The 25,047-nt window shown below is 62.1% G+C and carries 22 protein-coding genes; 17 read left to right on the plus strand and 5 right to left on the minus strand.

The window, feature by feature from the left end:
* From nusA to pnp, 6 genes are all read left to right on the plus strand, one after another.
* Nucleotides 1-1,512 carry a transcription termination factor NusA gene (nusA, locus tag ACCQ09_RS08060; RefSeq protein ID WP_011037645.1) on the plus strand — a complete coding sequence of 504 codons (1,512 nt, stop codon included), beginning with the start codon at nucleotides 1-3 and terminating at the stop codon, nucleotides 1,510-1,512.
* A 95-nt stretch (nucleotides 1,513-1,607) separates the two neighbouring features.
* Nucleotides 1,608-4,316 carry a translation initiation factor IF-2 gene (infB, locus tag ACCQ09_RS08065; RefSeq protein WP_016944315.1) on the plus strand — a complete coding sequence of 903 codons (2,709 nt, stop codon included), beginning with the start codon at nucleotides 1,608-1,610 and terminating at the stop codon, nucleotides 4,314-4,316.
* A gap of 115 nt (nucleotides 4,317-4,431) precedes the next feature.
* Entirely contained in the window at nucleotides 4,432-4,824 is a 393-nt protein-coding gene (gene rbfA, locus ACCQ09_RS08070) for a 30S ribosome-binding factor RbfA (protein WP_029216910.1), read from the plus strand.
* 78 nt (nucleotides 4,825-4,902) lie between these two features.
* Entirely contained in the window at nucleotides 4,903-5,829 is a 927-nt protein-coding gene (gene truB / locus ACCQ09_RS08075) for a tRNA pseudouridine(55) synthase TruB (RefSeq protein WP_012437968.1), read from the plus strand.
* Nucleotides 5,830-5,986: 157 nt separating this feature from the next.
* Complete coding sequence (gene rpsO, locus ACCQ09_RS08080; RefSeq protein ID WP_011037641.1) at nucleotides 5,987-6,247, plus strand: 30S ribosomal protein S15; 261 nt, start codon at nucleotides 5,987-5,989, stop codon at nucleotides 6,245-6,247.
* Between the two features lie 173 nt (nucleotides 6,248-6,420).
* A complete protein-coding gene (pnp, locus tag ACCQ09_RS08085; RefSeq protein WP_011037640.1) occupies nucleotides 6,421-8,535 on the plus strand; it encodes a polyribonucleotide nucleotidyltransferase in 2,115 nt (704 codons plus the stop codon).
* 720 nt (nucleotides 8,536-9,255) lie between these two features.
* Here the strand turns inward: pnp and ACCQ09_RS08090 are convergent.
* The 3 genes from ACCQ09_RS08090 to ACCQ09_RS08100 form a co-directional block, all read right to left on the minus strand.
* Nucleotides 9,256-10,317: a DUF2272 domain-containing protein gene (locus tag ACCQ09_RS08090; protein WP_040941049.1), complete on the minus strand. Its 1,062-nt coding sequence runs from the start codon at nucleotides 10,315-10,317 to the stop codon at nucleotides 9,256-9,258.
* A 62-nt stretch (nucleotides 10,318-10,379) separates the two neighbouring features.
* Nucleotides 10,380-11,252 carry a carboxylating nicotinate-nucleotide diphosphorylase gene (gene nadC, locus ACCQ09_RS08095; protein ID WP_040941050.1) on the minus strand — a complete coding sequence of 291 codons (873 nt, stop codon included), beginning with the start codon at nucleotides 11,250-11,252 and terminating at the stop codon, nucleotides 10,380-10,382.
* Between the two features lie 8 nt (nucleotides 11,253-11,260).
* Nucleotides 11,261-11,530, minus strand: coding sequence for a Trm112 family protein (locus ACCQ09_RS08100; RefSeq protein WP_011037637.1), 270 nt, complete (start codon nucleotides 11,528-11,530; stop codon nucleotides 11,261-11,263).
* Between the two features lie 58 nt (nucleotides 11,531-11,588).
* On the opposite strand from ACCQ09_RS08100, the gene purE reads away from it, so the two are divergent.
* Entirely contained in the window at nucleotides 11,589-12,092 is a 504-nt protein-coding gene (gene purE / locus ACCQ09_RS08105; protein ID WP_011037636.1) for a 5-(carboxyamino)imidazole ribonucleotide mutase, read from the plus strand.
* Entirely contained in the window at nucleotides 12,089-13,231 is a 1,143-nt protein-coding gene (locus ACCQ09_RS08110) for a 5-(carboxyamino)imidazole ribonucleotide synthase (RefSeq protein ID WP_075287194.1), read from the plus strand. Before purE ends, ACCQ09_RS08110 begins: the two co-directional genes overlap by 4 nt.
* 233 nt (nucleotides 13,232-13,464) lie before the next feature.
* On the opposite strand, the gene ACCQ09_RS08115 is transcribed toward ACCQ09_RS08110, so the two are convergent.
* The gene (locus tag ACCQ09_RS08115) at nucleotides 13,465-14,043 is read right to left on the minus strand and encodes a superoxide dismutase (RefSeq protein WP_040941052.1); all 579 of its coding nucleotides are present in this window, start codon (nucleotides 14,041-14,043) and stop codon (nucleotides 13,465-13,467) included.
* Between the two features lie 121 nt (nucleotides 14,044-14,164).
* On the opposite strand from ACCQ09_RS08115, the gene grxD reads away from it, so the two are divergent.
* The 5 genes from grxD to ppnN all read left to right on the plus strand — a co-directional run bounded on the left by grxD (nucleotide 14,165) and on the right by ppnN (nucleotide 21,317).
* Nucleotides 14,165-14,485, plus strand: a complete 321-nt coding sequence (grxD, locus tag ACCQ09_RS08120) for a Grx4 family monothiol glutaredoxin (RefSeq protein WP_011037633.1) — start codon at nucleotides 14,165-14,167, stop codon at nucleotides 14,483-14,485.
* Nucleotides 14,482-15,222 carry an SDR family NAD(P)-dependent oxidoreductase gene (locus tag ACCQ09_RS08125; protein ID WP_040941053.1) on the plus strand — a complete coding sequence of 247 codons (741 nt, stop codon included), beginning with the start codon at nucleotides 14,482-14,484 and terminating at the stop codon, nucleotides 15,220-15,222. Before grxD ends, ACCQ09_RS08125 begins: the two co-directional genes overlap by 4 nt.
* Nucleotides 15,219-15,818: a YhgN family NAAT transporter gene (locus ACCQ09_RS08130; RefSeq protein ID WP_006450537.1), complete on the plus strand. Its 600-nt coding sequence runs from the start codon at nucleotides 15,219-15,221 to the stop codon at nucleotides 15,816-15,818. The genes ACCQ09_RS08125 and ACCQ09_RS08130 overlap by 4 nt, the downstream gene beginning before the upstream one ends.
* Nucleotides 15,819-16,580: 762 nt before the next feature.
* Complete coding sequence (locus ACCQ09_RS08135; protein WP_012437977.1) at nucleotides 16,581-19,826, plus strand: TonB-dependent receptor; 3,246 nt, start codon at nucleotides 16,581-16,583, stop codon at nucleotides 19,824-19,826.
* Nucleotides 19,827-19,931: 105 nt separating this feature from the next.
* On the plus strand, nucleotides 19,932-21,317 hold the full coding sequence (ppnN, locus tag ACCQ09_RS08140; protein ID WP_040941054.1) for a nucleotide 5'-monophosphate nucleosidase PpnN: 1,386 nt from the start codon (nucleotides 19,932-19,934) through the stop codon (nucleotides 21,315-21,317).
* Here the strand turns inward: ppnN and ACCQ09_RS08145 are convergent.
* Nucleotides 21,314-22,339, minus strand: coding sequence for a sensor histidine kinase (locus ACCQ09_RS08145; protein WP_040941055.1), 1,026 nt, complete (start codon nucleotides 22,337-22,339; stop codon nucleotides 21,314-21,316). The two genes, ppnN and ACCQ09_RS08145, sit on opposite strands and share 4 nt — an antisense overlap.
* Before the next feature lie 194 nt (nucleotides 22,340-22,533).
* Between ACCQ09_RS08145 and ACCQ09_RS08150 the strand changes: the two genes are divergently transcribed.
* The 4 genes from ACCQ09_RS08150 to ACCQ09_RS08165 are packed head-to-tail and all read left to right on the plus strand — an operon-like array spanning nucleotide 22,534 to nucleotide 25,042.
* The gene (locus ACCQ09_RS08150) at nucleotides 22,534-23,037 is read left to right on the plus strand and encodes a GspH/FimT family pseudopilin (RefSeq protein WP_306677542.1); all 504 of its coding nucleotides are present in this window, start codon (nucleotides 22,534-22,536) and stop codon (nucleotides 23,035-23,037) included.
* Between the two features lie 9 nt (nucleotides 23,038-23,046).
* Nucleotides 23,047-23,505, plus strand: a complete 459-nt coding sequence (pilV, locus tag ACCQ09_RS08155) for a type IV pilus modification protein PilV (protein WP_012437981.1) — start codon at nucleotides 23,047-23,049, stop codon at nucleotides 23,503-23,505.
* Nucleotides 23,506-23,552: 47 nt separating this feature from the next.
* Nucleotides 23,553-24,473, plus strand: coding sequence for a PilW family protein (locus ACCQ09_RS08160; protein WP_218619880.1), 921 nt, complete (start codon nucleotides 23,553-23,555; stop codon nucleotides 24,471-24,473).
* Nucleotides 24,470-25,042: a pilus assembly PilX family protein gene (locus ACCQ09_RS08165; RefSeq protein WP_012437983.1), complete on the plus strand. Its 573-nt coding sequence runs from the start codon at nucleotides 24,470-24,472 to the stop codon at nucleotides 25,040-25,042. Before ACCQ09_RS08160 ends, ACCQ09_RS08165 begins: the two co-directional genes overlap by 4 nt.
* Nucleotides 25,043-25,047: the final 5 nt, after the last annotated feature.

Consider the following 25,047-nt stretch of genomic DNA (forward strand, 5'->3'; position numbering starts at 1 on the left):
ATGAGCAAGGAACTTTTGCTGGTAGTGGATGCGGTCGCCAACGAAAAAGGCGTGCCGCGTGAGGTGATCTTCGACGCGATCGAGGCCGCTTTGGCTTCCGCGGCGAAGAAGCGCTATCCCGACCAGGACGTGCTGACGCGCGTGACCATCGATCACAAGGATGGCAATTACGAAACCTTCCGCCGTTGGGAAGTGGTGGCCGACGATGTGGTGATGGAGTCGCCCGACCGCCAGGTGCGCCTGATGGATGCCATCGAGGAAGCCGACGGCGTCGATGTCGGTGACTACGTCGAAGAGCAGATCGAAAACCCGGACTTCGGCCGCATCGCCGCGCAGGCCGCCAAGCAGGTCATCGTGCAGCGTGTGCGCGAAGCCGAGCGGCAGCAGGTGGTCGATGCGTGGAAGGATCGCGTGGGTGAGTTGATCACCGGCGTGGTCAAGCGTGCCGAGCGCGGCAACATCTTTGTGGACCTGGGCGGTAATGCCGAAGCCTTCATTCCGAAGGACAAGGGCATTCCGCGCGATGTGCTGCGCCCGGGCGACCGTGTGCGCGGTTATCTGGCCGAAGTGCGCTCAGAGCCGCGTGGCCCGCAGCTGTTCATCAGCCGCGCCGCACCGGAATTCATGATCGAGCTGTTCAAGCTGGAAGTGCCGGAAGTGGGCCAGGGCCTGGTCGAGATCAAGGCCTGCGCACGTGATCCGGGTGACCGCGCCAAGATCGCGGTGATTGCGCACGACACCCGCACCGACCCGATCGGTGCGTGCATCGGCATGCGCGGTTCGCGCGTGCAGGCGGTATCTAACGAGCTCAATGGCGAGCGCGTGGACATCGTGTTGTGGAACGAGAACCCGGCCAACTTCGTGATCAACGCGATGGCGCCTGCCGAAGTGCAGTCGATCATCGTCGATGAAGACAAGCATTCGATGGACTTGGCCGTGGCAGAAGACCGCCTGGCACAGGCGATCGGCAAGGGCGGCCAGAACGTGCGTCTGGCCAGCCGCCTGACCGGTTGGCAGCTCAACGTGATGACCGCCGACCAGGTGGCCGCCAAGTCCGAGGCTGAACAGGCATCGGCGCGCCAGCTGTTCATGGATCGCCTGGAAGTGGACGAAGAAATTTCCGCGATCCTGGTGTCCGAAGGCTTCAACACGGTCGAAGAAATTGCCTACGTGCCGGTTGGCGAGCTGCTGGCGGTGGAGGGTTTCGACGAAGACATCGTCGAAGAACTGCGCGCCCGTGCCCGCGACGCGCTGCTCAATGCCGCGCTGGCCGAGGAAGAAGGACTGGAAGGGACTCAGCCCACCGAGGACCTGCTGGCGTTGGAGGGGATGGACGAGGAAACGGCCTTTGCTCTGGCCGAGCACGGCGTGCGCACCAGCGAGGACTTGTCCGACCTGGCAGCGGACGAGATCGTCGACTTCGGCATCGAGGGCATGACCCAGGAGCGCGCCGCGGCGCTGATCCTGGCGGCCCGCGCCGAGGAGATCGCCCGTTTGGAGCGCGGCGAATGAGCCGGCAATGAACCGCGCCCTGACCCCATCAGGGCTTAGAATCAGCGTTTCCCTTGCTCTGGGCGAGGGGGCGCCAACCAGATCATAGGATCCGAATGTCGCAGCAAACCACCATCCGCAAGCTTGCCGAACTGGTCAATACGCCGGTCGATAAACTGCTGGTTCAACTGGCCGAGGCCGGAATGAAGTTCAGCGGTCCCGACCAGGTCGTGACCAGCACCGAGAAGATGAAACTACTTGGCTTCCTGCGTCGCACGCATGGCAAGGCCGACACGCCCGCTGAAGCGGCGAGCGAAGCAGCCAAGAAGATCACGCTCAATCGGCGCAAGCTGCAGGAAGTCACGGTCAACGCCGGCCGCACCAAGACCACGGTCAACGTGGAAGTGCGGCAGAAGCGTACGTACGTGAAGTCCGATAACGAAGGCAGCGGCCGCGCCGCGCCGATGACGCCGGACGAAGAGCGCGCCGATATCCTGGCCAAGCTCGCCGCCTCGCGTCAGCGCAACCTGGACGAGCAGCAGCGTCTGGCCGAGAGCGATCGTGCCCGCGATGAAGCCATTCAGCGCAAACGCGACGAAGAGCAGGCCGCAAAAGACCGTGTAGAAGCCGAGCGCAAGGCTGCCGAGGAAGCCGCTGCGGCTGCCAGTGCGCCGGCCCCGGTTGCAGCTGCACCTGCGCCCTCGTCGGCACCTGCCGCGCGTGCGCCGTCTTCGCCGTCGTCGGCACCGCGTCCGGCTCGTCCGGCTGGCGCCTCGCCTGCCTCGCGTCCGGCGACGCCGGCACGTCCGGACGATCGCAACAATGCCGCCAAGCACAAGACGCGCGGTTCGCACGTCATGGTGGCTGGCGTCGAAGACGATGATGCGACCAAGCGCTTTGCCGGTCAGCTGCATCTGTCTGCGGCCGATCGTGCGCGCCGTTCCAACGTGCGTGGCAAGCCGACCGGCCGTCCGGGTTCGTCGTCGTCGCGTCGCAACGATGGTGGTCGCGGTAGCAATCAGAGCAACAGTGGCCCGCACGGGTTCGAGCGTCCGACCGCACCGGTGGTGCGTGAAGTGGCGATCGGCGAGACCATCACCGTGGCCGATCTGGCGCAGAAGCTCGCGCTCAAGGGCGGCGACGTGGTCAAGGCGCTGTTCAAGATGGGCGTCATGGCGACCATCACCCAGAGCATCGATCATGACACCGCGGCGCTGGTGACCGAAGAGCTCGGCCACAAGGCGGTGCGTGCGGACAATGCCGACTTCGAAGATGCGCTGCTGGCGCATGCCGAAGACGCCCAGGGCGAAACCACCTCGCGTCCGCCGGTGGTCACCATCATGGGTCACGTCGATCACGGCAAGACCTCGCTGCTGGATTACATCCGTCGGACCAAGATTGCCTCTGGCGAAGCCGGCGGCATCACCCAGCACATCGGTGCGTACCACGTCGAAACCGGCCGTGGCGTCATCAGCTTCCTGGATACGCCCGGCCATGCCGCGTTTACCTCGATGCGTGCGCGCGGCGCCAAGATCACCGACATCGTGGTGCTGGTCGTTGCAGCCGATGACGGCGTGATGCCGCAGACCAAGGAAGCGGTGGCGCATGCCAAGGCGGCAGGCGTTCCGTTGATCGTGGCGGTCAACAAGATCGACAAGGCCGGCGCGGATCCGCTACGGGTCAAGAACGAATTGCTGGCTGAAAACGTGGTGGCCGAAGACTTCGGTGGCGATACTCAGTTCATCGAAGTGTCGGCCAAGGTCGGTACCGGTGTGGACACGCTGCTGGATGCAATTTCGCTGCAGGCAGAAGTGCTGGAACTCAAGGCAGTGGCCGATGGCCGCGCCAGCGGTACCGTGATCGAATCGTCGCTGGACAAGGGCCGCGGCCCGGTCGCGACGGTGCTGGTGCAGCAGGGTGCGCTGAAGCGTGGCGACTACCTGGTGTGCGGCATTCAATACGGCCGCGTGCGTGCGTTGTTCGACGAAACCGGCCACCAGCCGGCCTCTGCTGGCCCGTCGATTCCGGTGCAGGTGCTCGGCTTGTCCGGCGTGCCGGAAGCCGGCGACGACTTCGTGGTCGTCGACGACGAGCGTCTGGCCAAGGACGTGGCGCAGCAGCGCGAAACCAAGCGCCGCGAATCGCGTCTGGTCGCCTCGGCCACCAACCGCATGGAAGACATCCTGGCCCAGATGGGCAAGGGCGAAGGCCAGCAGGTGTTGAACCTGGTGATCAAGGCCGACGTGCAGGGTTCTGTGGAAGCGCTCAAGCAGTCGCTGGTGGCGTTGTCCAATGACGACATCCGCATCAACGTGATCCACTCCGGCGTGGGCGGCATCACCGAGTCCGATGCGAATTCGGCAGCGGCCTCCAAGGCCACGATCATCGGCTTCAACGTGCGTGCGGATGCATCGGCACGCAAGATCGTCGAGTCCAACGGTATCGATCTGCGGTACTTCTCGATCATCTATGACGTGATCGACCAGGTGAAGCAGGTGGCGTCCGGTCTGCTCGGCGTGGAAATCCGCGAAGAAATCATCGGTATCGCGCAGGTCCGCGACGTGTTCCGCAGTTCGAAGTTCGGTGCGGTTGCAGGCTGCATGATCATCGAAGGTGTGGTGAAGCGCAGCAAGCCGATCCGCGTGCTCCGCGACAGCGTCGTGGTGTTCGAGGGCGAGCTTGAATCGCTGCGTCGCTTCAAGGAAAACGTCGACGAAGTGCGCAACGGTACCGAGTGCGGTATCGGTGTGAAGGCCTACAACGACGTCAAGGCGGGCGACCAGATCGAGTGCTTCGAGCGCATCGAAGTGGCGCGTACGCTGTAACACCATCGCCGGGGCCGCGCGGCCCCGACGCTGCATGACGCGGGCGGCCTGGCCGCCCACGTCTTTTTTTGGCTCCGGTGCCGTTCGGCCCGATGCATCAACCAGGTCCATGACCATGCCAACCAAATCATTCCACCGTACCGACCGCGTTTCGGCGCAGGTACGCCGCGACCTCGGCACCATCGTGCACGCCGCGGTGCGCGATCACGGCCTGCCGTCGGTCAGCGTGTCCGATGTCGAAATCAGCCGCGATCTGGCGCACGCCAAGGTGTTCGTCACCGCGCTGCAGCAGGAGCGTTCCGCCGAGGCGGTGAAGGGGCTCAAGGAAATCGCCGGGCAGTTGCGCACGCAGCTGGCACGCGCGATGAAGTTGCGCCACGTGCCCGAGTTGCACTTCCACTATGACGATTCGGTGGACCGCGGCGAGCGCATCGATAACCTGTTGCGCGATCTGGACGATATCGGCCCCGAGGCCGCGCCCGATGCGCAGGATGCCGAGCCGCGCTGAGCGCCGGCAGCACACGGCCGCCGCTCCGCGCGGCCTTGACCATGCGGGCCGCATCGCGCCCGAGCGAGCTTTGATCCCGTGAGACCCCGCATCACCTTCCGTCCGCTGCATGGCATTTTGTTGCTCGACAAGCCGGCCGGACTCAGCTCGAACAATGCGCTGCAGGCCGCCCGCCGGCTGCTGCGTGCCGAGAAGGGCGGCCACACCGGCAGCCTGGATCCGCTGGCCACCGGCCTGCTGCCGTTGTGCTTTGGCGAGGCCACCAAGATTGCCGGCCTGTTGCTGGGCTCGGCCAAGGCCTACGATGCCGACATCGTGCTGGGCGTCACCACTGATACCGACGATGCCGATGGGCAGCCGCTGCGTGAGCGCCCGGTACCTGCGCTCAGCGAGGCTGCATTGCAGGCGGCGCTGGCGCCGTTCATCGGCCGCATCCAGCAGCAGGCGCCGATCTATTCGGCGCTCAAGCAGGGCGGCGAGCCGCTGTACGCCAAGGCGCGCCGTGGCGAGGTCATCGAGGCGCCGGTGCGCGAGGTCGAGGTGCATGCCATCACGTTGACCAGCTATGCGTCGCCGCGGTTGCGGCTGCGCGTGACCTGCGGTTCTGGCACCTATATCCGTAGCCTGGCGCGCGACCTTGGCGAGGCGCTGGGCTGTGGCGCGCACATCGCCGCGCTGCGCCGCGTGTGGGTGGAGCCGTTCCGCACGCCAGAGATGATCACCCTGGAGGCGCTCACCGCGCTGGTCGAATCCGGCGCCGATGCGGCGCAATTGCTGCTGCCGGTGGCCGCTGGGCTGAGCGATTTTGCGCAGATCACGCTCGACGCCACCTTGGTGGCGCGCTTTCGCATGGGGCAGCGGTTGCGCGATCCGGCATTCCCGGAAGGGCAGGTTGCGGTGTTCGATACAGACGGCAGCCCAGCCGGGCTGGGCCTTGTCGACGCGGACGGACGCCTGTCGCCGCAGCGCCTATTCAACGGTCTGAACGCCGCTGCAGCTTGTTAAGGTTTAGTCAACTTGTTCCCGGGGCCGCGCGACGTTACAATTTTGCGGCCCCGATCGGGGCACCCTCAGCGCCAAGCGCGCACATTCCTAGCAAACGGCGAGTCCGACGGTGCGTCATGCACGTTCCTGTCGACCACGCATCTATCGAGAACACATCATGTCCGTCGACACCCAGAAAGTTATTGAAGACAACAAGCGCAGCGCCCAGGACACCGGTTCGCCGGAAGTGCAGGTCGCTCTGCTGACCGCGCGCATCGAGCTGCTGACCGGTCACTTCAAGACCCACAAGAAGGATCACCACAGCCGTCGCGGTCTGCTGCAGATGGTCAACCGTCGCCGCAGCCTGCTCGACTACCTGAAGAAGAAGGACGGCGAGCGCTACAAGTCGCTGATCGAGAAGCTCGGCCTGCGCCGCTAATCGAGTCCTACCGCCGCGGCGCAGCGATGCGCCGCGGTTTCGTTTTGGTCGTTCGCAATTTGTAATCCGTAAAGCGTCACATGCGTCATGGGCCGGAGCCTCCCGGCCGCCCGTTCTCGGCATGGGTCGACGACGGTCCAACGAAGACAGTTACACCTAAGGAAAAAACCTCCGTGGCAAAAATCACCAAAACCTTCCAGTACGGCAAGCACACCGTCACCCTGGAGACGGGCGAAGTCGCTCGCCAGGCGAGCGGTGCCGTCATCGTCAAGATGGACGACACCGTACTGCTGGTCACCGCCGTCGCCGCCAAGACCGCGCGCGAAGGGCAGGACTTCTTCCCCCTGACGGTTGACTATCAGGAGAAGTTCTATGCCGGCGGCCGCATCCCGGGCGGCTTCTTCAAGCGCGAAGGACGTGCGACCGAGAAGGAAACGTTGATCTCGCGCCTGATCGATCGTCCGATCCGTCCGCTGTTCCCGGAGGACTACAAGAACGAAGTGCAGATCATCGCCACGGTGATGTCGATGAACCCGGACATCGACGGCGATATCGCCGCGCTGATCGGTGCGTCGGCTGCGCTGTCGTTGGCCGGTACCCCCTTCAACGGCCCGATTGGCGCCGCCAAGGTGGGCTACAAGAACGGCGAATACATTCTCAACCCGACCATCACCGAGCTGAAGGATTCGCAGCTTGAGCTGGTTGTGGCCGGTACGGCGAACGCCGTGCTGATGGTGGAGTCGGAAGCGGCGCTGCTGTCGGAAGAAGTGATGCTGGGCGCGGTCACCTTCGGTCATCGCGAGATGCAGAAGGTCATCAACATCATCAACGAACTGACCGTCGAAGCCGGCACCAAGCCCAGCACCTGGGTGGCCCCGGCCAAGAACACCGCGCTGATCAGCGCGTTGAAGGAAGCGGTTGGCACCCAGCTGGCGGGTGCCTTCCAGGTGCGCGACAAGCTGCAGCGTCGCGACGCCATTTCGGCGATCAAGAAGGACGTGCTCGAGTCGCTGGCAGGCCGCGTGGCTTCCGAAGGCTGGAGCTCGGCCGAGCTGTCGAAGGAATTCGGCGAGCTGGAATACCACACCATGCGTGACTCGGTGCTGGAGACCAAGGTGCGTATCGACGGCCGTGCACTGGACACCGTGCGCCCGATCTCGGTGCAGGCCGGCGTGCTGCCGCGGACCCATGGCTCGGCGCTGTTCACCCGCGGCGAGACGCAGGCGATCGTGGTCACCACGCTGGGCACCGCCCGCGATGGTCAGGTGATCGACGCGGTCGCTGGCGAGTACAAGGAAAACTTCCTGTTCCATTACAACTTCCCTCCGTATTCGGTGGGCGAGTGCGGCCGCTTTGGCGCGCCGAAGCGTCGCGAGATCGGCCACGGCCGTCTGGCCAAGCGCGGCGTGTTGGCCGTAATGCCGAGCCTGGAAGAATTCCCGTACACCATCCGCGTTGTCTCGGAAATCACCGAGTCCAACGGTTCCTCGTCGATGGCTTCGGTGTGCGGCTCTTCGCTCGCACTGATGGACGCCGGCGTGCCGGTCAAGGCACCGGTGGCGGGTATCGCCATGGGCCTGGTGAAGGAAGACGACCGCTTCGTGGTGCTGTCCGACATCCTGGGTGACGAAGATCACCTGGGCGACATGGACTTCAAGGTGGCCGGTACTGCTGAAGGCGTGTCCGCGCTGCAGATGGACATCAAGATCGAAGGCATCACCGAAGAGATCATGAAGCAGGCACTGCAGCAGGCCAAGGCTGGCCGTCTGCACATCCTGGGCGAGATGTCCAAGGCGCTGACCACCCCGCGTCAGGAGCTGAGCGACTACGCGCCGCGTCTGCTGACCATCAAGATCCACCCGGACAAGATCCGCGAAGTGATCGGCAAGGGTGGCTCGACCATCCAGGCGATCACCAAGGAAACCGGTACGCAGATCGATATCCAGGACGACGGCACGATCATCATTGCTTCGGTCAACGCGATTGCCGCCCAAGCTGCGAAGTCGCGCATCGAGCAGATCACCTCGGACGTAGAGCCGGGCCGCATCTACGAAGGCAAGGTCGCCAAGATCATGGACTTCGGTGCGTTCGTGACCATCCTGCCAGGCAAGGACGGCCTGGTGCACGTGTCGCAGATTTCCAGCGAGCGCGTGGAGAAGGTCGGCGACAAGTTGAAGGAAGGCGATCTGGTCCGCGTCAAGGTGCTGGAAGTGGACAAGCAGGGCCGCATCCGTCTGTCGATCAAGGCAGTGGAAGAAGGCGAGGGCGTGCCTGCATCGGCTGAGTAATCGCCGCTGCATGTGCGTTAGAAAAAGCGGGCTTCGGCCCGCTTTTTCGTTGGGCGAAGTACGGTGTCATGCAGCTTTTGTTTGAGGGGTTGTTGTGCACGCATAAGGGAGTGCGTACATGTGCGAATGCGGCAAAGCCCAGCGCATATCGCTTTGGTTGGATCTGCTCGAATGGACGAAATCGTTTCTCCGAAACCTGGCTGACCAATGCCGCGGCTTTTCCCGCCGGGAAACGTACCCAAAGGGACGGATTGCGGTGTGTGGAAGGCAGCAGGATCGCTGCGCTCATCCCTTTAACCCCAATCACTTTCCGGTGGTAGAGGGGGGGGCGACTCGCATCGGTTCGATCAGCGAGCGGGCGGTTCTATCCGCGAGAAGCTGCTTCTGGCTCTCGTTGGGAGAACGTGCTCCGCGCGCACATGAGGGCGCAAAGGAATCAAGGGGCAGGGCGCCGCGGCTAAAGAAAGCGACAGCCAGCTGCTGGGAGGTCACCAGCTGGTGGGAGGTCAGTGCAGCACAGCTGACACTCGAAGGGCAGCGCTTCGCGTACGAGGCTTTGCTCGTACCCTCGCGCTTGAGCGAGGGGGGAGAGGCGGCTCAACTTTTTAGTTCGATGCCGAATCGGATCCAGAACCGGATCTGTATCGCTAACGCGACAAGCCAAAGTGCCGCCTGTCTATGTCAGATAGCACGGCACAACGCGGACCCTTCGGCCTTACCTCACTCCGTCTGCGGCTGTGCAGGAGCAGGCTGCCCTTGCGGGCGCGGCGGCACCACGCGCGGGAAGCCTGGCGGCATTGGCTGAGTTGCCGGTGGCGCGGTAGGCGCGGGTAATGGTTCGGTCGGCGGCGGTGCGGTCACTGCTGCGTCTGGGCGCAGCTTCAACAGCGCGGCCCAGTCGCGGCGGTTGAAGTCGCACAACTCCTCGTGTGCCGGTGTGCACTCGCGCGCCGCGCCTAGGCTGTCCTCGTTTTCGCTCTGGCCCTGGCTGGCGTCGGTCTGCGGCGTGGGCAGTACCACGCGGCCGGCGCGATCCAGCGGCATCTTGCGCATCATCACGGTGTTGAAGACGTTGCCGCCGATCAGGTAGAGCGTGCGATCGCCCCCGACATTGGCCGCCACCACCACGTCGCAATGCGACTTCCATGGCATCGGTGCGCTGCCGCCCAGTGCGGCCCGCAGGCCGGCATAGCCGAGCGAGACATCGCGCCCGCGCAACAGGCACAGCATGTCGCCAGGTGCGGGTTTTTCCACGGCCGGGTCGGTGAACTGGTATGGGCCGGTGGCCCCGTCGTGATAGGCGCTGCGGATGTAGTCCAGGTGACGCGCGGAGCGGCGGAAGCCACTGACGCCGGCTTGCGTCATCACCCACGAAATGAAGGCGGCCGACCAAGGGTTGTCGACTAGGAACGCGCGGCAATCACTGGCGGTGTAGCGGCTGCCGTCGAGGGCGGCACAGCTGGACGCGCCCGCGCTGCCCCCCATCGAGGCGAGCGTGCCGCTATCGCGCCAGTAGCCGGCGACACGTTGCCAGGCAATCATGCCGTCGTCGGCGAGTAAGGCGGACTCCGCCTCGGTCACGCCCAGGCTGGCGAGCTTGCCTTTGCTGTCGATAAAAGGGCGCTGCCACAGTCGGTGCTCGTTGCAGGCGCTGCGCACGATGGCGATGGCGGCCGGGCTGGTGCCGAAGCGTGGTGGGATATCGCACACTTCCGCTGCGGCGGCCGTGCCGCCCCAGCCTGCCAGCAGCAGGCAGATCCATGGCCAAGGTTTTGCAGTCATTACCGATTCCGCATAGAACACTGCGCGCAGGCTGACAGAGCTGCCTGCGGACAGGCGTGAAATCAGTAAGGCGCCGGCCCCAGCTTGAGCGACAGATCCACCGCCTGCACATGCTTGGTCAGGCCGCCGATGGAAATGCAATCCACGCCGTCCTGCGCAATGGCGCGAATGCCGGCCAGATCCACACTGCCGGAGACTTCCAGCGGGATGCGTTGCGCTGGCGGCAACGCGGCCACGATCTGCACGGCGGCGCGCCGCATTGCCGGGTCGAAATCATCGATGAGGATGCGTGTGCACCCCACCTGCAGCGCCTCGCGCAGCTGCTCCAGCGTTTCCACCTCCACCACCAGCGGCAACTGTGGTTGCTGCACGCGTGCAGCGTGCACGGCGGCGCTCAGCGAGCCCGCCGCACGGATGTGGTTTTCCTTCAGCATCACGGTGTCGAACAGGCCGATGCGGTGGTTGTCGCCGCCGCCGCAGCGCACCGCGTATTTCTGTGCGGCGCGCAGGCCGGGCAGGGTCTTGCGGGTGTCCAGGATGCGTGCACCGGTGCCGGCCACCGCTGCGACGTAGGCCGCGGTGGTGGTGGCCGTGGCAGAAAGTGTCTGCTGGAAGTTGAGCGAGGTGCGTTCGGCGCTGACCAGGCTGCGGCTGCGACCGTGCAGGGTGGCCAGCACGGTGCCGGCGCCGACGCGGTCGCCTTCCTGGATACGCCATGCGATCTGCACCTGCGGATCCAGCGCGCGGTGCGTGGCGTCGAACCACGGCCGCCCGGCGATCACCGCGTCCTGCTTGCACAGTAGATAGGCCGTGTCCGGCGCGTCGGGCAGCAGTGCGGCGGTGACATCGCCGCTGCCGATGTCTTCGGCCAGTGCGCGCGCCACGTCTGCCTCCACCAGCGCATCGGCTGGCGCGACAGGTGCGGTGGTGGTCATGGCCGAACTCACTTCTCGGGGAAGTCGGCGATCTGGCTGGGGTTGATGGCTTCTTCGGCCAGCAGCACCGGGATGCCATCGTCGACGCGGAAGATCTGTTTGCGGTCGCGGGTGATCAGGGCCTCGCGCAGCGGTTGGTCCTGCACGGCGCCGTCGACGCGTTGCAAGGTGCCGGCGGCGATGGCGCGGTTGAGTGCTTCCAGGCCCTTGCCATCGAGCAGCGAGAGCGGCTGGCGGGTGTCGGGGGAGCACAGCAGGTCGAGCAGTTTGCGATCCATCGAAGTCTTGTCTTGCGTGGAAGATGGCTAGAATACGTCTTTACCGCAGGGCAGGGCCATGACCTCCAACCACTCCGCGCCGCTGGTCGGCATCGTGATGGGTTCCCGTTCGGACTGGGACACCATGCAACACGCAGCTCAGAAGCTCGATGCACTGGGCGTGCCGTACGAGGTCAAGGTGGTCTCGGCCCACCGCACACCGGATGTGTTGTTCACCTACGCCGAACAGGCAGGCGAGCGCGGCCTGCGCGCGATCATCGCCGGCGCTGGCGGTGCCGCGCATCTGCCCGGCATGCTGGCGGCCAAGACCGCAGTGCCCGTGCTGGGCGTGCCGGTGCAGTCCAAGGCGCTCAACGGCATGGATTCGCTGCTGTCGATCGTGCAGATGCCAGCCGGTATTCCGGTGGCCACCTTCGCGATCGGCAATGCGGGCGCTGCCAATGCGGCCCTGTTTGCAGCAGCGATGCTGTCGCCGGAGCAGCCGCAGATCGGTCAGGCATTGGCGCAGTTCCGCGCCAAGCAGACCGACGATGTGATGGCCAGCGACGATCCCCGCCAATGACTACGGTCGGCATCCTGGGCGGCGGCCAATTGGCGCGCATGCTGGTGTTGGCCGGTGCGCCGCTGGGGCTGCGGTTTGCCGTGTTCGATCCGGCAGCCGACGCCTGCGCAGGGCAGGTGGCGCCGTTGCAGGTGGGCGCATTCGACGACGCAGCCGCACTAGCTGGCTTCGCCGCGCAGGTGGACGTGCTCACCTTCGATTTCGAGAACGTACCGGCCGCCAGCGCGCAGCAGTTGGCGACGCAGGTGCCGGTGTTCCCCAACCCTGCCGCACTGGCTATCGCGCAAGACCGGCTCAGCGAAAAAACCTTATTCCGCGAACTGGGTATCCCGGTGCCCGAATTTGCCGCCATCGATGACCGTGCCGGCCTGGATGCCGCACTGGCGCGCATTGGGGCGCCATGCGTGCTCAAGACGCGACGCTTCGGCTACGACGGCAAGGGGCAGTTCCGGATCAAGACGCTTGCCGACGCCGATGCTGCGTGGGATGCCTTGGGTGCGCAGGCGGCCACGGCTGGCCTGATCGTGGAAGCCTTCGTGCCTTTCGAGCGCGAAGTCAGCGTGGTCGCTGTGCGTGGCCGCGATGGTGAGTTTCGTGCCTGGCCATTGACCGAAAACTGGCATGTGGATGGCGTGCTCTCGGCCAGCCTGGCGCCTGCCAGCGTGGACGCCGGGTTGCAGGAAGCGGCTGAAGGGCATGCGCGTGCGCTTGCCGAACGCCTGGACTATGTCGGCGTGTTTGCATTGGAGTTGTTCGTGCGCGACGGCACGCTACTGGCCAACGAAATGGCGCCGCGCGTGCACAATTCCGGGCACTGGACGATCGAAGGCGCAGAGACTTCACAGTTCGAAAACCACGTGCGTGCCGTGCTGGGCTTGCCGCTCGGCAGCACTGCCATGCGTGGCCATGCCTGCATGCTGAACTGGCTGGGCGCCATGCCCGATGCAGCGGCCTTCCTGGCAGTGCCTGGTGGGCATTGGCACGATTACGGCAAGCAGGCGCGTGATGGGCGCAAGGTGGGGCATTCGACGGTGCGCGCGGATACGCCGGCGCTATTGGCGCAACTGCTTGGCGACGTTGGTCAGGCCTTGCAGCGCGATGCGCAGACGGCGCCGGTTGTGGCGCGGTTGGCGCCTTAGCGTGCGCGTGGCGCTGCAAGCGGGGCAGTGCCGCTAAGTGCTGAGTGAGTGTTTCAACTGCGTGCTGCGTCCTTGAAGCGTGAATGCAACTTCAAGGGCGCGCTGTGCATCACACCAGAGCTAACGCGGTGGCATCGCCTGGCGCGTTGGTGTCCCAGGCTGGTTGAGCGAGCAGCACCCAACGTAAGTGATGCCACTTCGACGCTGCATTTCTCAGCATGCGCCATCGCGCATCAGCGCAGACGGCTGGCCACAAAGTCCCAATTGATCAGTTTCCAGAAGGCATCCAGATACTGCGCGCGGTCCTGCTGATGATCCAGGTAGTAGGCGTGTTCCCACAGATCGCAGGCGAGCAGCGCGGTGTCCGGGCCGGTCAGCGGCGTGGAGGCATTCGGAGTGGCCACCACGGCCAATCTGCCATCCGGGCGCTGCACTAGCCACACCCAGCCCGACCCCACCGTGACGAACGCGATGCGGTTGAATTCCTGCTTGAAGTGCACGAAGTCGCCGAACGATGCCGCGATGCTGTCGGCCAGCCGGCCCAGGGGTTCGCCGCCGCCGCGCGGGCGCAGGCACTGCCAATAGAAATTATGGTTCCACACTTGCGCGGCAAGCTGGAACAACGTGCCCTGCGCCTGCGCGATGATCTCTTCCAGCATCAGCTCGGCGAACTCGCTGCCTTCGATGCGCGCATTGAGCCGTTCGACCTCGCTGCGATGGCACACGCCATGGTGGGCGTCCACTGTCGCAGCCGACAGATGTGGCTCCAGGGCGGCGCGGGAGTAGGGCAGAGCAAGGTGTTCGATCGGCATGGTGTTCGGGGCAGCGAAGGGAGTCCGGCGAGAGGGCGCGTTGAAGGCTTACAATGCGCGCCTTTGCGGAAGTCTATCCGACCCGGCGGTCGGGCCTGCCGCTCCCAGTCAGGAGAGTTCAATGCCGGTGATGGAACGGATCCAGGCCGAAGTCGAGCAGCACCCGATCGTGCTGTTCATGAAAGGCACCCCGCAATTCCCGATGTGCGGTTTTTCCAGCCGCGCCGTGCAGGCTCTGGTGGCCGCAGGCGCCGACCAGCTGCGCACCGTCAACGTGCTCGAAGAACCTGAAATCCGCGCCAATCTGCCGCGGTATTCGAACTGGCCGACCTTCCCGCAGCTCTTCATCCACGGTGAGCTGATCGGTGGCTGCGACATCACCATGGAGCTGTTCGAAGCAGGCGAGCTCAAGCGCATCGTCAGTGAGGCCTACCAGCCGTGAGCAGCACGCAGGCAGCCGCTGCAGCGGCGCTGGCCGGGCGGGTCGTGCTGGTCACCGGCGCCGCCGGCGGCTTGGGCGCTGCGGCCGCGCAGGCCTGCGCACAGGCAGGTGCCACCGTGGTGTTGCTGGGCCGCAAGCTGCGCCCGCTCGAGCGTGTCTATGACGCGCTGGCCGGGCAGGGCGCAGCACCATTGCTGTACCCGCTGGATCTGGCCGGCGCGACGCCGGACGACTATGCCGCGCTCGCACAGCGTCTGCAGTCCGAGTTGGGTGGACTCAGCGGCGTGCTGCATTGCGCCGCCGAGTTCGCCGGGCTCACGCCGGCTGAACTGGCCGCGCCTGCGGAGTTCGCACGCAGCATCCACGTCAACCTGACCGCACGCGCCTGGCTCACTCAGGCCTGTTTGCCGCTGCTGCGCCAGCAACAGGATGCGGCGCTGGTGTTCGTCGTGGATGATCCCGCGCGCGTCGGCCAGGCCTACTGGGGCGCGTACGGCGCTGCCCAGCATGCGCAACGTGGTCTGATTGCCAGCCTGCATCATGAAACGGCCGCCGGCTCGGTCCGCGTCAGCGGGCTGCAGCCAGGGCCGATGCACACCGCCTTGCGCGCACGTGCATTTACGCATCAGGAAGACAGCGACGCGCTGGATCCCGCGCGCTACGCCGCTGCCTGCGTTACCTTGTTGTGCATGGCGGGCGCCTCGCACCGCGGTGCGATCTGGAGCCCCCCCGCATGACCATCCTATCGGCAGCGCTGCTGCTGTTCCTGATCCTCGACCCGCTCGGCAACATCCCGGTGTTTCTCAGCGTGCTCAAGCCGCTGCCGCCGAAGCGCCAGCGCTTCGTGCTCGCGCGCGAGTTGCTGATCGCCCTGTTCGTCCTGATGGCGTTTCTATGGGGCGGCAAGTACGCACTGGAGTTGATGCATCTGCGGCAGGAATCGGTGGCGATCGCCGGCGGCATCGTGCTGTTCCTGATCGGCATTCGCATGATCTTCCCGCGCCCCGAAGGCCTGATGGGCGAGATTCCCGACGGCGAGCCCTTCATCGTGCCGCTCGCAATCCCGCTGGTGGCCGGCCCGTCCGGCATGGCCGCAGTGATGCTGATGGGCAGCAACGAACCCACCCGGTTATGGGATTGGAGCCTGGCGCTGATGATTGCCTGGATCGGTGCATCCACGATCCTGGCCTCGGCCCCGCTGTTGTACAAACTGCTCGGTCATCGCGCGTTGACCGCAATCGAGCGCCTGATGGGCATGTTGCTGGTGGCCATTTCGGTGCAGATGTTCCTGGATGGCCTGGGCACGTATTTCAAGCTTCCGGTGTCGATCTGATGTTTCGCCGCCGGCTGCTGGTGTTGATCTGGCTTTCGGTGGCCTAGCTGGCTTGATCTTGGCGCAGCTGGGGCTTTGGAGGGGCGGCTGGCGCGTTCGGCGCTGTAGATCGTCTCTGACTTGGTGGCCAACGAGCGCGTGGTGCTGCCGGCAGCACTTTATCTGTGGCGCCCGTGCGTTAGCGGCTAGATTGTTCGGAGCCCCACATAATTTGCCGGCCGCCCCGTCCATTTGTGGGCGAATGGATCCGAGCTCGATGTGGACGGCCAGCAACCGTCACTTGCGATGAGAACTCGCACGATGATTCGGAAACAGACACGAGCGCGGCGCGGACCTTAAAAGTCGCGCCCTCAGCAGAGACGTTGGCTCTACGAATCCCTTCTACAGAAGTCCATCTGTTTTGGGCGCGTAAGCGCACGTATTCTCAGAGCGCCTACGATGAGGACTGCAAAGTGCCCCGCGATGGCGTTCGGCTGCATGACGTTCGATGCCATTGCCGAGTCCGAGACGTCCATCTCACATCGCACGCGACTTTGCGCACCTTGGCGTTTCCGCCTTCACATGCGAAGTTCATGTTGCAGCGCGCGAAGTTTGTCACGCCGCCGTCACAATCAGGCCTTAGCGTGTTAATCTGTTGTTAACCGTTGCGGCAGCAACCAGCCGCGCGGCAAGGGACCCCAGATCATCGGCAGCCCACCCCCGGGAACGGTTGGGCTGACTGCGCCTTTTTGTCACTGCCCAACCTGTATCGAGGCTACCGAAATGACCCACCCCCGTTGTCTCCGCATGTCCAAGCTCACGCTTGGTCTCGTTGCTGCACTCGCCGCCGCCCCCGTGTTCGCACAGAGCACCTCCGCCGGCGTCGCTGGCCTGGTCACCAGCAGCGGCGGTCAGCCGGTGCCGAATGCTGAGGTCACGATCACCCACGTCGAATCGGGCACCGTCAGCCGCGCTACCACCGATGCCAGCGGACGCTACAACGCGCGCGGCCTGCGTGTGGGTGGTCCGTACACCATCACCATCACCAAGTCGGGTGAGGGCACCAAGACCGAAGAAGGCGTTTTCCTGAACTTGAATCAGGTCAACAGCGTGGATGCGGCTCTGGGTGGCGACGTGACCACGCTCGGCGCGGTGCAGGCCATTGGTGGCGATTACGGCTCGGCGCTGTTCAGCGCCAACAAGATGGGTACCGGCACCAACGTGACCCGCGAGCAGATTGAATCGCTGCCGTCGATTAACCGTAACTTGCAGGACTACGTACGCCTGGATCCGCGCGTGGCGCAGACCGACAAGGCGCGCAACGAAATCTCGGTGGGCGGTCAAAACCCGCGCTTCAACCTGATCCGCGTCGATGGCATCAGCACCAACGATGCGTTCGGCCTCGAATCCAATGGTTTGCCCACACCACGTCAGCCGTTCTCGATGGACGTCATCGACGAAATCTCGGTTGATGTCGCCAACTACGATGTGACCATTACCGGCGCAACTGGTGGTGTGATCAATGCGGTCACCAAGTCCGGTACCAACGAATTTCACGGTTCGGTGTACGGCACCTATCGCGACAACGATTGGTCGGGCAAGAACCAGAACGACATCCGTCCGCAGCTGTTCGATGATGAGACCACCTATGGCCTGACCCTGGGCGGACCGGTCATCAAGGACAAATTGTTCTTCTTCGCCAACTACGAAAAGTACAAGGGCAAGGGCGTGTTTACCGGAGCCTCCGGCTACGGTCCGATCGGTTCTGGCGAGAGCAATATCGTTCAAATCCCGCAGTCGGACATCGACCGTATCATCGACATTTCGCGCAATGTCTACGGCTTTGACCCCGGCACGCTCGCGCTGCCTGCGCTGGATTCGGAGTCGGAAGAAAAGGGCTTCAAGCTCGACTGGAATATCTCCGACAAGCACCGTGCCTCTTTCCGTTATGGCGAGAGCGAGCAGAGCACTGCCAACCTCAACGGGTTTGGCAACCAGGCGTTGTCGTTGAATTCGTTTCACTACGTGCGCGATTTCAGCCTCAAAACCTATACCGCGCAGTTGTTCAGTGATTGGACCGACACCTTCTCGACTGAAGCCAAGGTCTCGTACCGTGATTACTCGGCGGTGCGTACGGCCGCTTCGCAGTTGCCGGCCGTCGCTGTGCGTATCGGTAACAACACCGTCAACCTGGGCACCGAGCAGAGCACCCAGGCCAACGAGCTGCGTACCGAAACGTGGAATGCCTTCTTCGCGGGCACGTTGTTCTTGAATGACCACACCGTCAAGTTTGGCTTCGACTACGAAGATAACGATCTTTTCAACCTGTTCGGACAGCGCGTCTTCGGTTCGTACACCTTCAACTCAATTGCCGACTACGCGGCGAATCGCCCGCTGAACTATCGCTACTCGCGGTCCAATACCGGAAACATCGACGATGTCGCTGCGGACTGGGGCATGCGGAACGTCGGTGTGTTCCTGCAGGACACATGGGCCGTCAATAACAATCTGACCCTGACGTTTGGTGTGCGTTACGACGAGCCGATGGTCAAGAACAGCCCTGCCTACAATGCGGCGGCGTCAACGATCTTCGGCTTCCGTAATGACCAGACCATCGACGGTAATGGTCTGTTCGAGCCGCGCTTCGGCTTCAACTACACGTTCGACAGCGATCGTCCCACCCAGCTGCGTGGTGGCGTCGGCCTCTTCCAGGGTGCTGCCGCAACGGTATGGCTCTCGAACCCGTACTCGAACACTGGCTTGGCATACACGGATTACAACTTCTCCAGCCAGGCGTTGGTGAATTCCAACGGTATTCGCTTCACCCCTGACATCAATAACCAGCCAATCGGAAACGGGTCGGTGAATGGTGCAACGCAGTCTGTCGATTTCGTCGACAGCAAGCTGGGTCAGCCGTCGGTGTGGAAGGCCAACCTGGCGTTTGACACCGAGTTGCCTTGGTACGGCATCGTGGCGTCTGCGGAAGCAGTGGTGACTCAGGTCAACGAGGCGATCTACTACCAGCAGCTAAATCTGGGTAACACCACCCGAGTGGGCCAGGATGGTCGTAATCTTTACTGGAATACCCCGGGTCTGAATCCCGCTTGCTGGATGGCCGATGGTCGTAACCCGACAGGTACGAGCGCTCCAGCTGCGTGTGTGCGTGGCACCGGCTCCTTGGTCGATGCGCGCGGGTCGCGCGATCCGAACTACAACGACGCCATCATCGCGCGTCCAACTGACAAGGGTGGTAGCGAGAGCTTCACCGTTGGTCTGAACAAGCCCTTCAATGGCGGTGACTGGTCCTGGGGTCTGTATTACACCTATACCGATGCCGATGAAGTCAGTGGTCTCACCAGCTCGACCTCGGGCTCGCAGCTGGGCAACAACGCTGTTTTCCAGGCCAACGAAAACGTTGCTTCGACCGCAGCGTATGAAATCAAGAACAGCATCCTGGGTACCTTGAACTGGAAGCATGCGTTCTTTGGCGACTACGAGACCAAGCTTGGCTTGATTTACCAGGGCCGCAATGGTCGTCCGTACAGCTACGCCTTCGATAACGACGCCAATGGCGATGGTCGCCTGAACGACCTGCTGTACATCCCGGCAGGTCGCGGCGATGTGTTATTCGGTTCTGCTGGAGAAGAGCAGGCATTCTGGAACTACATTGAAGGCAATGAGTATCTGGCTGCCCGTCGTGGCCAGGTTGCCGAACGTAATGGCGCACGTAATTCCTGGATCAACCAGTTCGATCTGCATATCGAGCAGGAGATTCCCGGCTTCTTCAAGGGCAACAAGGCTTCTGTGTGGCTCGACGTCATGAATGTCGGCAACCTGCTCAACAAGAAATGGGGCCAGGTCGAGGAGTATGGCTTCCCGGGTATGCGTGGTGTCGTGGAATACGGCGGCATTGATGCAGCCAGTGGCAAGTACGTGTATCGCTTCAACACGCCGGATCAGGCCACGGTGTATGACGATCGCGGCATCTCCCGCTGGGCCCTGCAGCTGGGCTTCCGCTACCAGTTCTAATCTGGCCAGCGTGTTGCATGTTGCAAAAACGGCCGGGTTCTCCCGGCCGTTTTCTTTTGGGCGGGTGAGTACGTTAAAGTCCTGCGCAGACGACAGGAGCAAGCTATGGAACTCAGCAGTACGGCAGCACGGGCGCTGCCGGTAGTGGATGCGCGGATCTATCCGCGTGGTGGCCTGGACGTGCTGTCCAAGGCAGAAGTGGCACGGTTGCGTGATGCATCCAGTGGCGGCATGCATGAGCTGTTGCGCCGGTGTGCGCTGGCGGTGCTGACCAGTGGTAGCGCATCCGACGACCCGCGTGCCGCGCGTGACCTGTACCCGGATTTCGACATCCAGGTGAATCAGCAGGATCGCGGCATCCGTATCGATCTGATCAACGCGCCGGCCATGGCCTTTGTGGATGGCGAGATCATCCGCGGCGTGGCCGAGCTGTTGTTCGCCGTGGTGCGCGACCTGGCCTACATGGCCATCGAGCTCGAAGCGCAACGTGCGGACCTGGACACCAGCGAAGGCATCACCAATGCCGTGTTCGGCCAGCTGCGCAACGCGCGCATCCTGCAGCCGTCCGACCCGAATCTGGTCGTGTGCTGGGGTGGTCACTCCATCTCGCGCGACGAATACCTCTACACCAAACAGGTGGGCTACGAGCTCGGCCTGCGTGGCCTGGACATCTGCACCGGCTGCGGCCCAGGAGCAATGAAGGGCCCGATGAAGGGCGCCACCATTGCGCACGCCAAACAGCGCAAGCACCACACGCGCTATATCGGCGTCACCGAGCCGGGCATCATCGCCGCCGAATCACCGAATCCGATCGTGAATCACCTGGTGATCATGCCGGACATCGAAAAGCGCCTGGAGGCGTTTGTCCGCATCGGCCACGGCATCCTGGTCTTCCCGGGTGGCGTCGGTACCGCCGAGGAGATCCTGTACCTGCTCGGCATCCTGCTGCGCGAGGAGAACGCCGACCTGCCGTTCCCGCTGATCCTGACCGGGCCGACCATCGCCGCCCCGTATTTCGCCCAGATCGACCGGTTTATCCGCCTGACCCTCGGTGAATCTGTCGCATCGCGCTACGAGATCATCGTCGGCGACCCGGTCGCGGTGGCGCGCCGCATGGCCGAAGGTATTCACGAGGTGCGCGCACACCGCAAGGACCAGAAAGACTCGTACTACTTCAACTGGTCGGTGCACATCCCGCTTGAGTACCAGCAGCCGTTTGTGCCCAGCCACGAAGCCATGGCCGCGCTGGATCTGCACCACGGCCGCCCGGCGCCAGAGCTTGCGGCCGACCTGCGCCGCGCCTTCTCCGGCATCGTCGCCGGCAACGTCAAGGAAGACGGCATGCGCCGCATCGAGGAGTTCGGCCCGTTCGAGATCCACGGCGACCCCGACATCATGCAGGCCCTGGACGAGCTGCTGCGCGGCTTCGTCGAACAGCGCCGGATGAAGATCTCGGGGGATTACCGGCCTTGTTATCGGGTTGTGACCTAAGGCCGCAATGTAATCGTCGCTCGGAAGGTGGTATCAGATTGCTCTGTCGATAGCATTGCGTGGCTGCCTTCAAGGCGGCCACGCAATGCCGAGAGGCCAATGCCATGGCCAGTGCGGCTATGCGAGCTCGCACCTGCCGGGACGCTGTTGTGTACGTGGATTTCAACCAAGCCATTGGTGTTAATGATCGCAATGGTGATCTCTCCCCCTTCGCGTGCACCTTCAATTCCGTGATGTACCGCGTTCTCTACAAGTGGCTGAAGCGTCAGATTAGGGACGGAGATCTCTGGAAGGCTTGTCGGTAAATCCCATCGAACACTGAGCCTTTCGCCAAATCTGAGTGCTTCAATTTCAAGGTAGCGTTTTGTCAGTTCTATTTCGTCTGCCAACGGAACTTTGTCCTGGGTAGTGAGCGCCGCCCTGAAAAGCTCTGAGAGGTCGAGCAACAGCTTTTCAGCTTGCTGCGGCCGTGCATGGAGGAGCGCGATGGCCATATTGAGCGTATTGAATAGGAAATGTGGTTGAACTCTCGCGGTTAGTGCGTCGAGTTCTGCTTGCTTCGCTCTAATCGCCATCTGCTGGAGTCGCAAATGGTTGTGAAGTGCTCCCATCCCGAGCACTGCGATCAGAAACGAAATCACTGAAAGCTGTACAGAAAATTCTTTCCAGTCGCCTTGTCCCAAGTGCCAATATTCACCAAATAAGCCAAACATCACTGTGCTGATAACTGCTGTAACAAGTTGCATAAGTGCCAGTGCAGTGCAGGCGACCGTGAGCGCGCTACGACTAGCTAAAAGCCTGCGAAGCACCAGCAGGCTGGCAAGGGTGAGCAGGAGTACCCACTGGATTCCTAGCGACGCAAGCCCAAAGTAGACCCAGCGGTTACCTGTATAGCCCGGAGTTACTGCCAAAATTGCAGCAATGCACTCTCCGGTTGTCAATAACCACACCATACTTGACGGCTGGGCCAAGGCATCTAAGCGATCTGTTCTAGCTATTGAGGGCTGTGCCGCGTTGGTCATGCGGCATGATGCAGCCAAACGTGTAGCGACACTAGCCGTTCAGCTGCCCATCCTTGCCGCTGGTCGGTAGCTTGTGGCGACAGGCGAACGCTTTAGGTACGGTCGTATCGGGGATATTGGGGGTAAGAATGACTAGGCTTGCTAGCCGCACGTTGTCTGTCAGGCACCGCGGTGGCTTTACACTAATAGAATTGATGGTAACGGTTGCGGTGTTGGCAATCGTATTAGCAGTGGCCGTCCCAGCTTTTGGCACTCTGATCCGAAGTAGCCGACTGACATCTAACGCAAACGAGGTCGTGGCGGCCCTTCAGCTCGCTCGCTCTGAAGCAGTTCGCCAAAATTCTTTGGTAGCCGTGTGTCGAAGCGACAATGGAAGTACGTGTGCAACAGGGGGGGCTTGGAACCAATTTATCACTGTAGTGGTTAGAAGCGGTCAGGTGCTTCGCGTTAATCAAGTGCGTTCAGGCACGATCGTGGATGGGAGCCCTTCTTTAAATGCTTTGAATGACCGTATTTCGTTTTCGCCCGACGGGTTGGCACGCGCCAGCAGCGGAAGTCCTTTGAACGGGAAGTTATCTGTTTGTCTGGCGACTTCTTCCCCTGATCAGAATAATCGGACCATTGTGATTGCCAATGGAAGCCGAGTTTCTGTAGAGCGCACCGTCGTACCAACTTGTTCAGCCCCTGCGGATTCGTGAGATATAAAGATGACAGCCAATTCTCCGAAAAATATGGCAGGTGTGACTTTGATTGAAGTTATGATTTCCGTCCTGATCATGGGGATCGGAATGCTTGGTATTGCGGCCATGCAAACAACTGCCCTGAGAAATAATCAAGGCGCATTGCGTAGAACAGAGGTTGTCATGCAGACGTATACGATCCTTGACGCAATGCGGGCCAATCGGGATGTTGCTTTGATCGGCGGCTACAACACGACAAATATGCTTTGTACAGCACCGACCGGCTCGGGTTTGCCTGATAGAGACAGGGCTCTCTGGCTCACTGGATTGAAAAATGCATTGGGCAATTCTGAGTCGACTTGCGGATCAATTGCCTGTAATGACGGGAATTGTAGGATCACTATCCGTTGGGATGACAGCCGCTCCAAGAATCTGAATGCAGACGGCGAGTCAGCCGAAGAACTTACCACGGTGACCCAACTGTGAAGAACGCATGCTTTCGATTTCCAGCTGCAAGGCAGCAGGGATTCAATTTGATTGAGCTGATGATATCCATGTTGCTTGGGCTTCTGGTTGTCGGTGCTGCGATTGGAATTTTTCTGTCCAATCGTCAGACATATGCCGCTACGGAGGGCTTGGGCAGAGTTCAAGAAACCGCACGCATAGGTTTTGAAATGCTCGCGAGAGATATTCGGGAATCGGGGGCGAATCCCTGCGATAAAGCGTTGCCAGTCGCTAACGTGCTAACAAGTCCCACAGCTACATGGTGGAAAAACTGGGTTCAGCCGCTACAGGGCTTTGAAAATGGAGTCTTGAGCGGTTCCGCTTCTGGCACTGATGCAATACAAATATTGGCAGCAGCAACTGGAGGCGCAACGTTGAGTACTCATGCTGCTGCGTCACAACAAATAACTCTTTCGGCGACGGCGCCGGAGATCCAGAGCGGAAACCTTGCGCTGTTGTGCGATCGGCAGCAATTGGCAATCTTGCAACTCCAAACGGTTTCTGGCACCAGTGTTTCCTATGTATCGGCCTCATTGAATACATGTAATCGCTTGGGGCGCCTGCCGGGCGTTTGTGTCACGGGCTCTAATGCCTATACGTATGAAAGAAACGCCATTCTCACCAATCTACGTGCAGTCAGATGGTATGTGAAGGCAAATTCTCGTGGAAGTAGTTCGTTGTATCAAGATGTAATTGGCTCAGGCGGAACGTCCGTTACTAACGAAATAGCCGAAGGGGTATCGGATATGGAACTAGAATATCTGACCGCTGCGGGTGGAGCGCTGGCTGACGCGAACTATGTAAATGCTGCGGCGATCACTAATTGGGCTAACGTCCTCGCGGTAAGGCTGAGCCTAACTGTGCAGTCGCCGGATTCAGTAGGTTCTGACGGGCAGCCGCTTTCGCGCACCGTGACTTCGGTTATCAGTATTAGGAATCGAAATTCATGAGAACATCATCGGTTGTGCGCCGTGAATCGGGCATTTCATTAATTGTCGTTTTGCTCTTGCTTCTGGTCATGACATTGCTTGGTCTCGCGGTTCTACGTGGCACGCTGTTGGAGGAGCGTATGTCTGCCAACATGTACGACCGTAGCCTAGCTTTCCAAGTCGCTGAAGGTGCGCTTCGAGATGCCGAAAAGGTAATCCAGACCGCAGCTGCGGCGGGTCAGATCGCTGGATATACGTGTCCTACAGGAACTGTCTGTAATGCATTGCCTGCGAATACTTACACTGGGAATGCCTCTGGCTGTAGCGCGGGGAGCGCAGAGTGTTGGGTCAATGCAGTGGTCGTCCAGGACCTTCAAGTTGGACAGGCGCAGTATTACATTCAATATCTGGGTCAGCGGACGAGCGAAGATCAGCTTGGTCTGGGCTCTAGCGTGAATCAGAATCAGTATGGTGGATCGGGCGGGACATCCTTGGAGCATTACTACCGAGTGACTGCCCGGAGTGCCGACCCATCCGCCTCTGGGCAGCGCGCAATCGTTGTTCTGCAAACCAATGTTACTGTGAAATAAGGTAA

The organism is Xanthomonas sp. NCPPB 2586 (assembly GCF_041475775.2).
GTDB lineage: Bacteria > Pseudomonadota > Gammaproteobacteria > Xanthomonadales > Xanthomonadaceae > Xanthomonas > Xanthomonas campestris.

Excerpts from the sequence above, each read along its gene's own strand:
- rpsO (WP_011037641.1), top strand. The coding sequence starts at position 5,987 with ATGTCCGTCGACACCCAGAAAGTTATTGAAGACAACAAGCGCAGCGCC.
- ACCQ09_RS08165 (WP_012437983.1), top strand. The coding sequence starts at position 24,470 with ATGAGAACATCATCGGTTGTGCGCCGTGAATCGGGCATTTCATTAATT.
- ACCQ09_RS08090 (WP_040941049.1), bottom strand. The coding sequence starts at position 10,317 with ATGACTGCAAAACCTTGGCCATGGATCTGCCTGCTGCTGGCAGGCTGG.
- ACCQ09_RS08115 (WP_040941052.1), bottom strand. The coding sequence starts at position 14,043 with ATGCCGATCGAACACCTTGCTCTGCCCTACTCCCGCGCCGCCCTGGAG.
- ACCQ09_RS08130 (WP_006450537.1), top strand. The coding sequence starts at position 15,219 with ATGACCATCCTATCGGCAGCGCTGCTGCTGTTCCTGATCCTCGACCCG.
- nadC (WP_040941050.1), bottom strand. The coding sequence starts at position 11,252 with ATGACCACCACCGCACCTGTCGCGCCAGCCGATGCGCTGGTGGAGGCA.
- pilV (WP_012437981.1), top strand. The coding sequence starts at position 23,047 with ATGACAGCCAATTCTCCGAAAAATATGGCAGGTGTGACTTTGATTGAA.
- ACCQ09_RS08110 (WP_075287194.1), top strand. The coding sequence starts at position 12,089 with ATGACTACGGTCGGCATCCTGGGCGGCGGCCAATTGGCGCGCATGCTG.
- ACCQ09_RS08100 (WP_011037637.1), bottom strand. The coding sequence starts at position 11,530 with ATGGATCGCAAACTGCTCGACCTGCTGTGCTCCCCCGACACCCGCCAG.
- infB (WP_016944315.1), top strand. The coding sequence starts at position 1,608 with ATGTCGCAGCAAACCACCATCCGCAAGCTTGCCGAACTGGTCAATACG.
- ACCQ09_RS08135 (WP_012437977.1), top strand. The coding sequence starts at position 16,581 with ATGACCCACCCCCGTTGTCTCCGCATGTCCAAGCTCACGCTTGGTCTC.
- ACCQ09_RS08145 (WP_040941055.1), bottom strand. The coding sequence starts at position 22,339 with ATGACCAACGCGGCACAGCCCTCAATAGCTAGAACAGATCGCTTAGAT.
- rbfA (WP_029216910.1), top strand. The coding sequence starts at position 4,432 with ATGCCAACCAAATCATTCCACCGTACCGACCGCGTTTCGGCGCAGGTA.
- ACCQ09_RS08150 (WP_306677542.1), top strand. The coding sequence starts at position 22,534 with ATGGTAACGGTTGCGGTGTTGGCAATCGTATTAGCAGTGGCCGTCCCA.
- nusA (WP_011037645.1), top strand. The coding sequence starts at position 1 with ATGAGCAAGGAACTTTTGCTGGTAGTGGATGCGGTCGCCAACGAAAAA.
- ppnN (WP_040941054.1), top strand. The coding sequence starts at position 19,932 with ATGGAACTCAGCAGTACGGCAGCACGGGCGCTGCCGGTAGTGGATGCG.
- grxD (WP_011037633.1), top strand. The coding sequence starts at position 14,165 with ATGCCGGTGATGGAACGGATCCAGGCCGAAGTCGAGCAGCACCCGATC.
- purE (WP_011037636.1), top strand. The coding sequence starts at position 11,589 with ATGACCTCCAACCACTCCGCGCCGCTGGTCGGCATCGTGATGGGTTCC.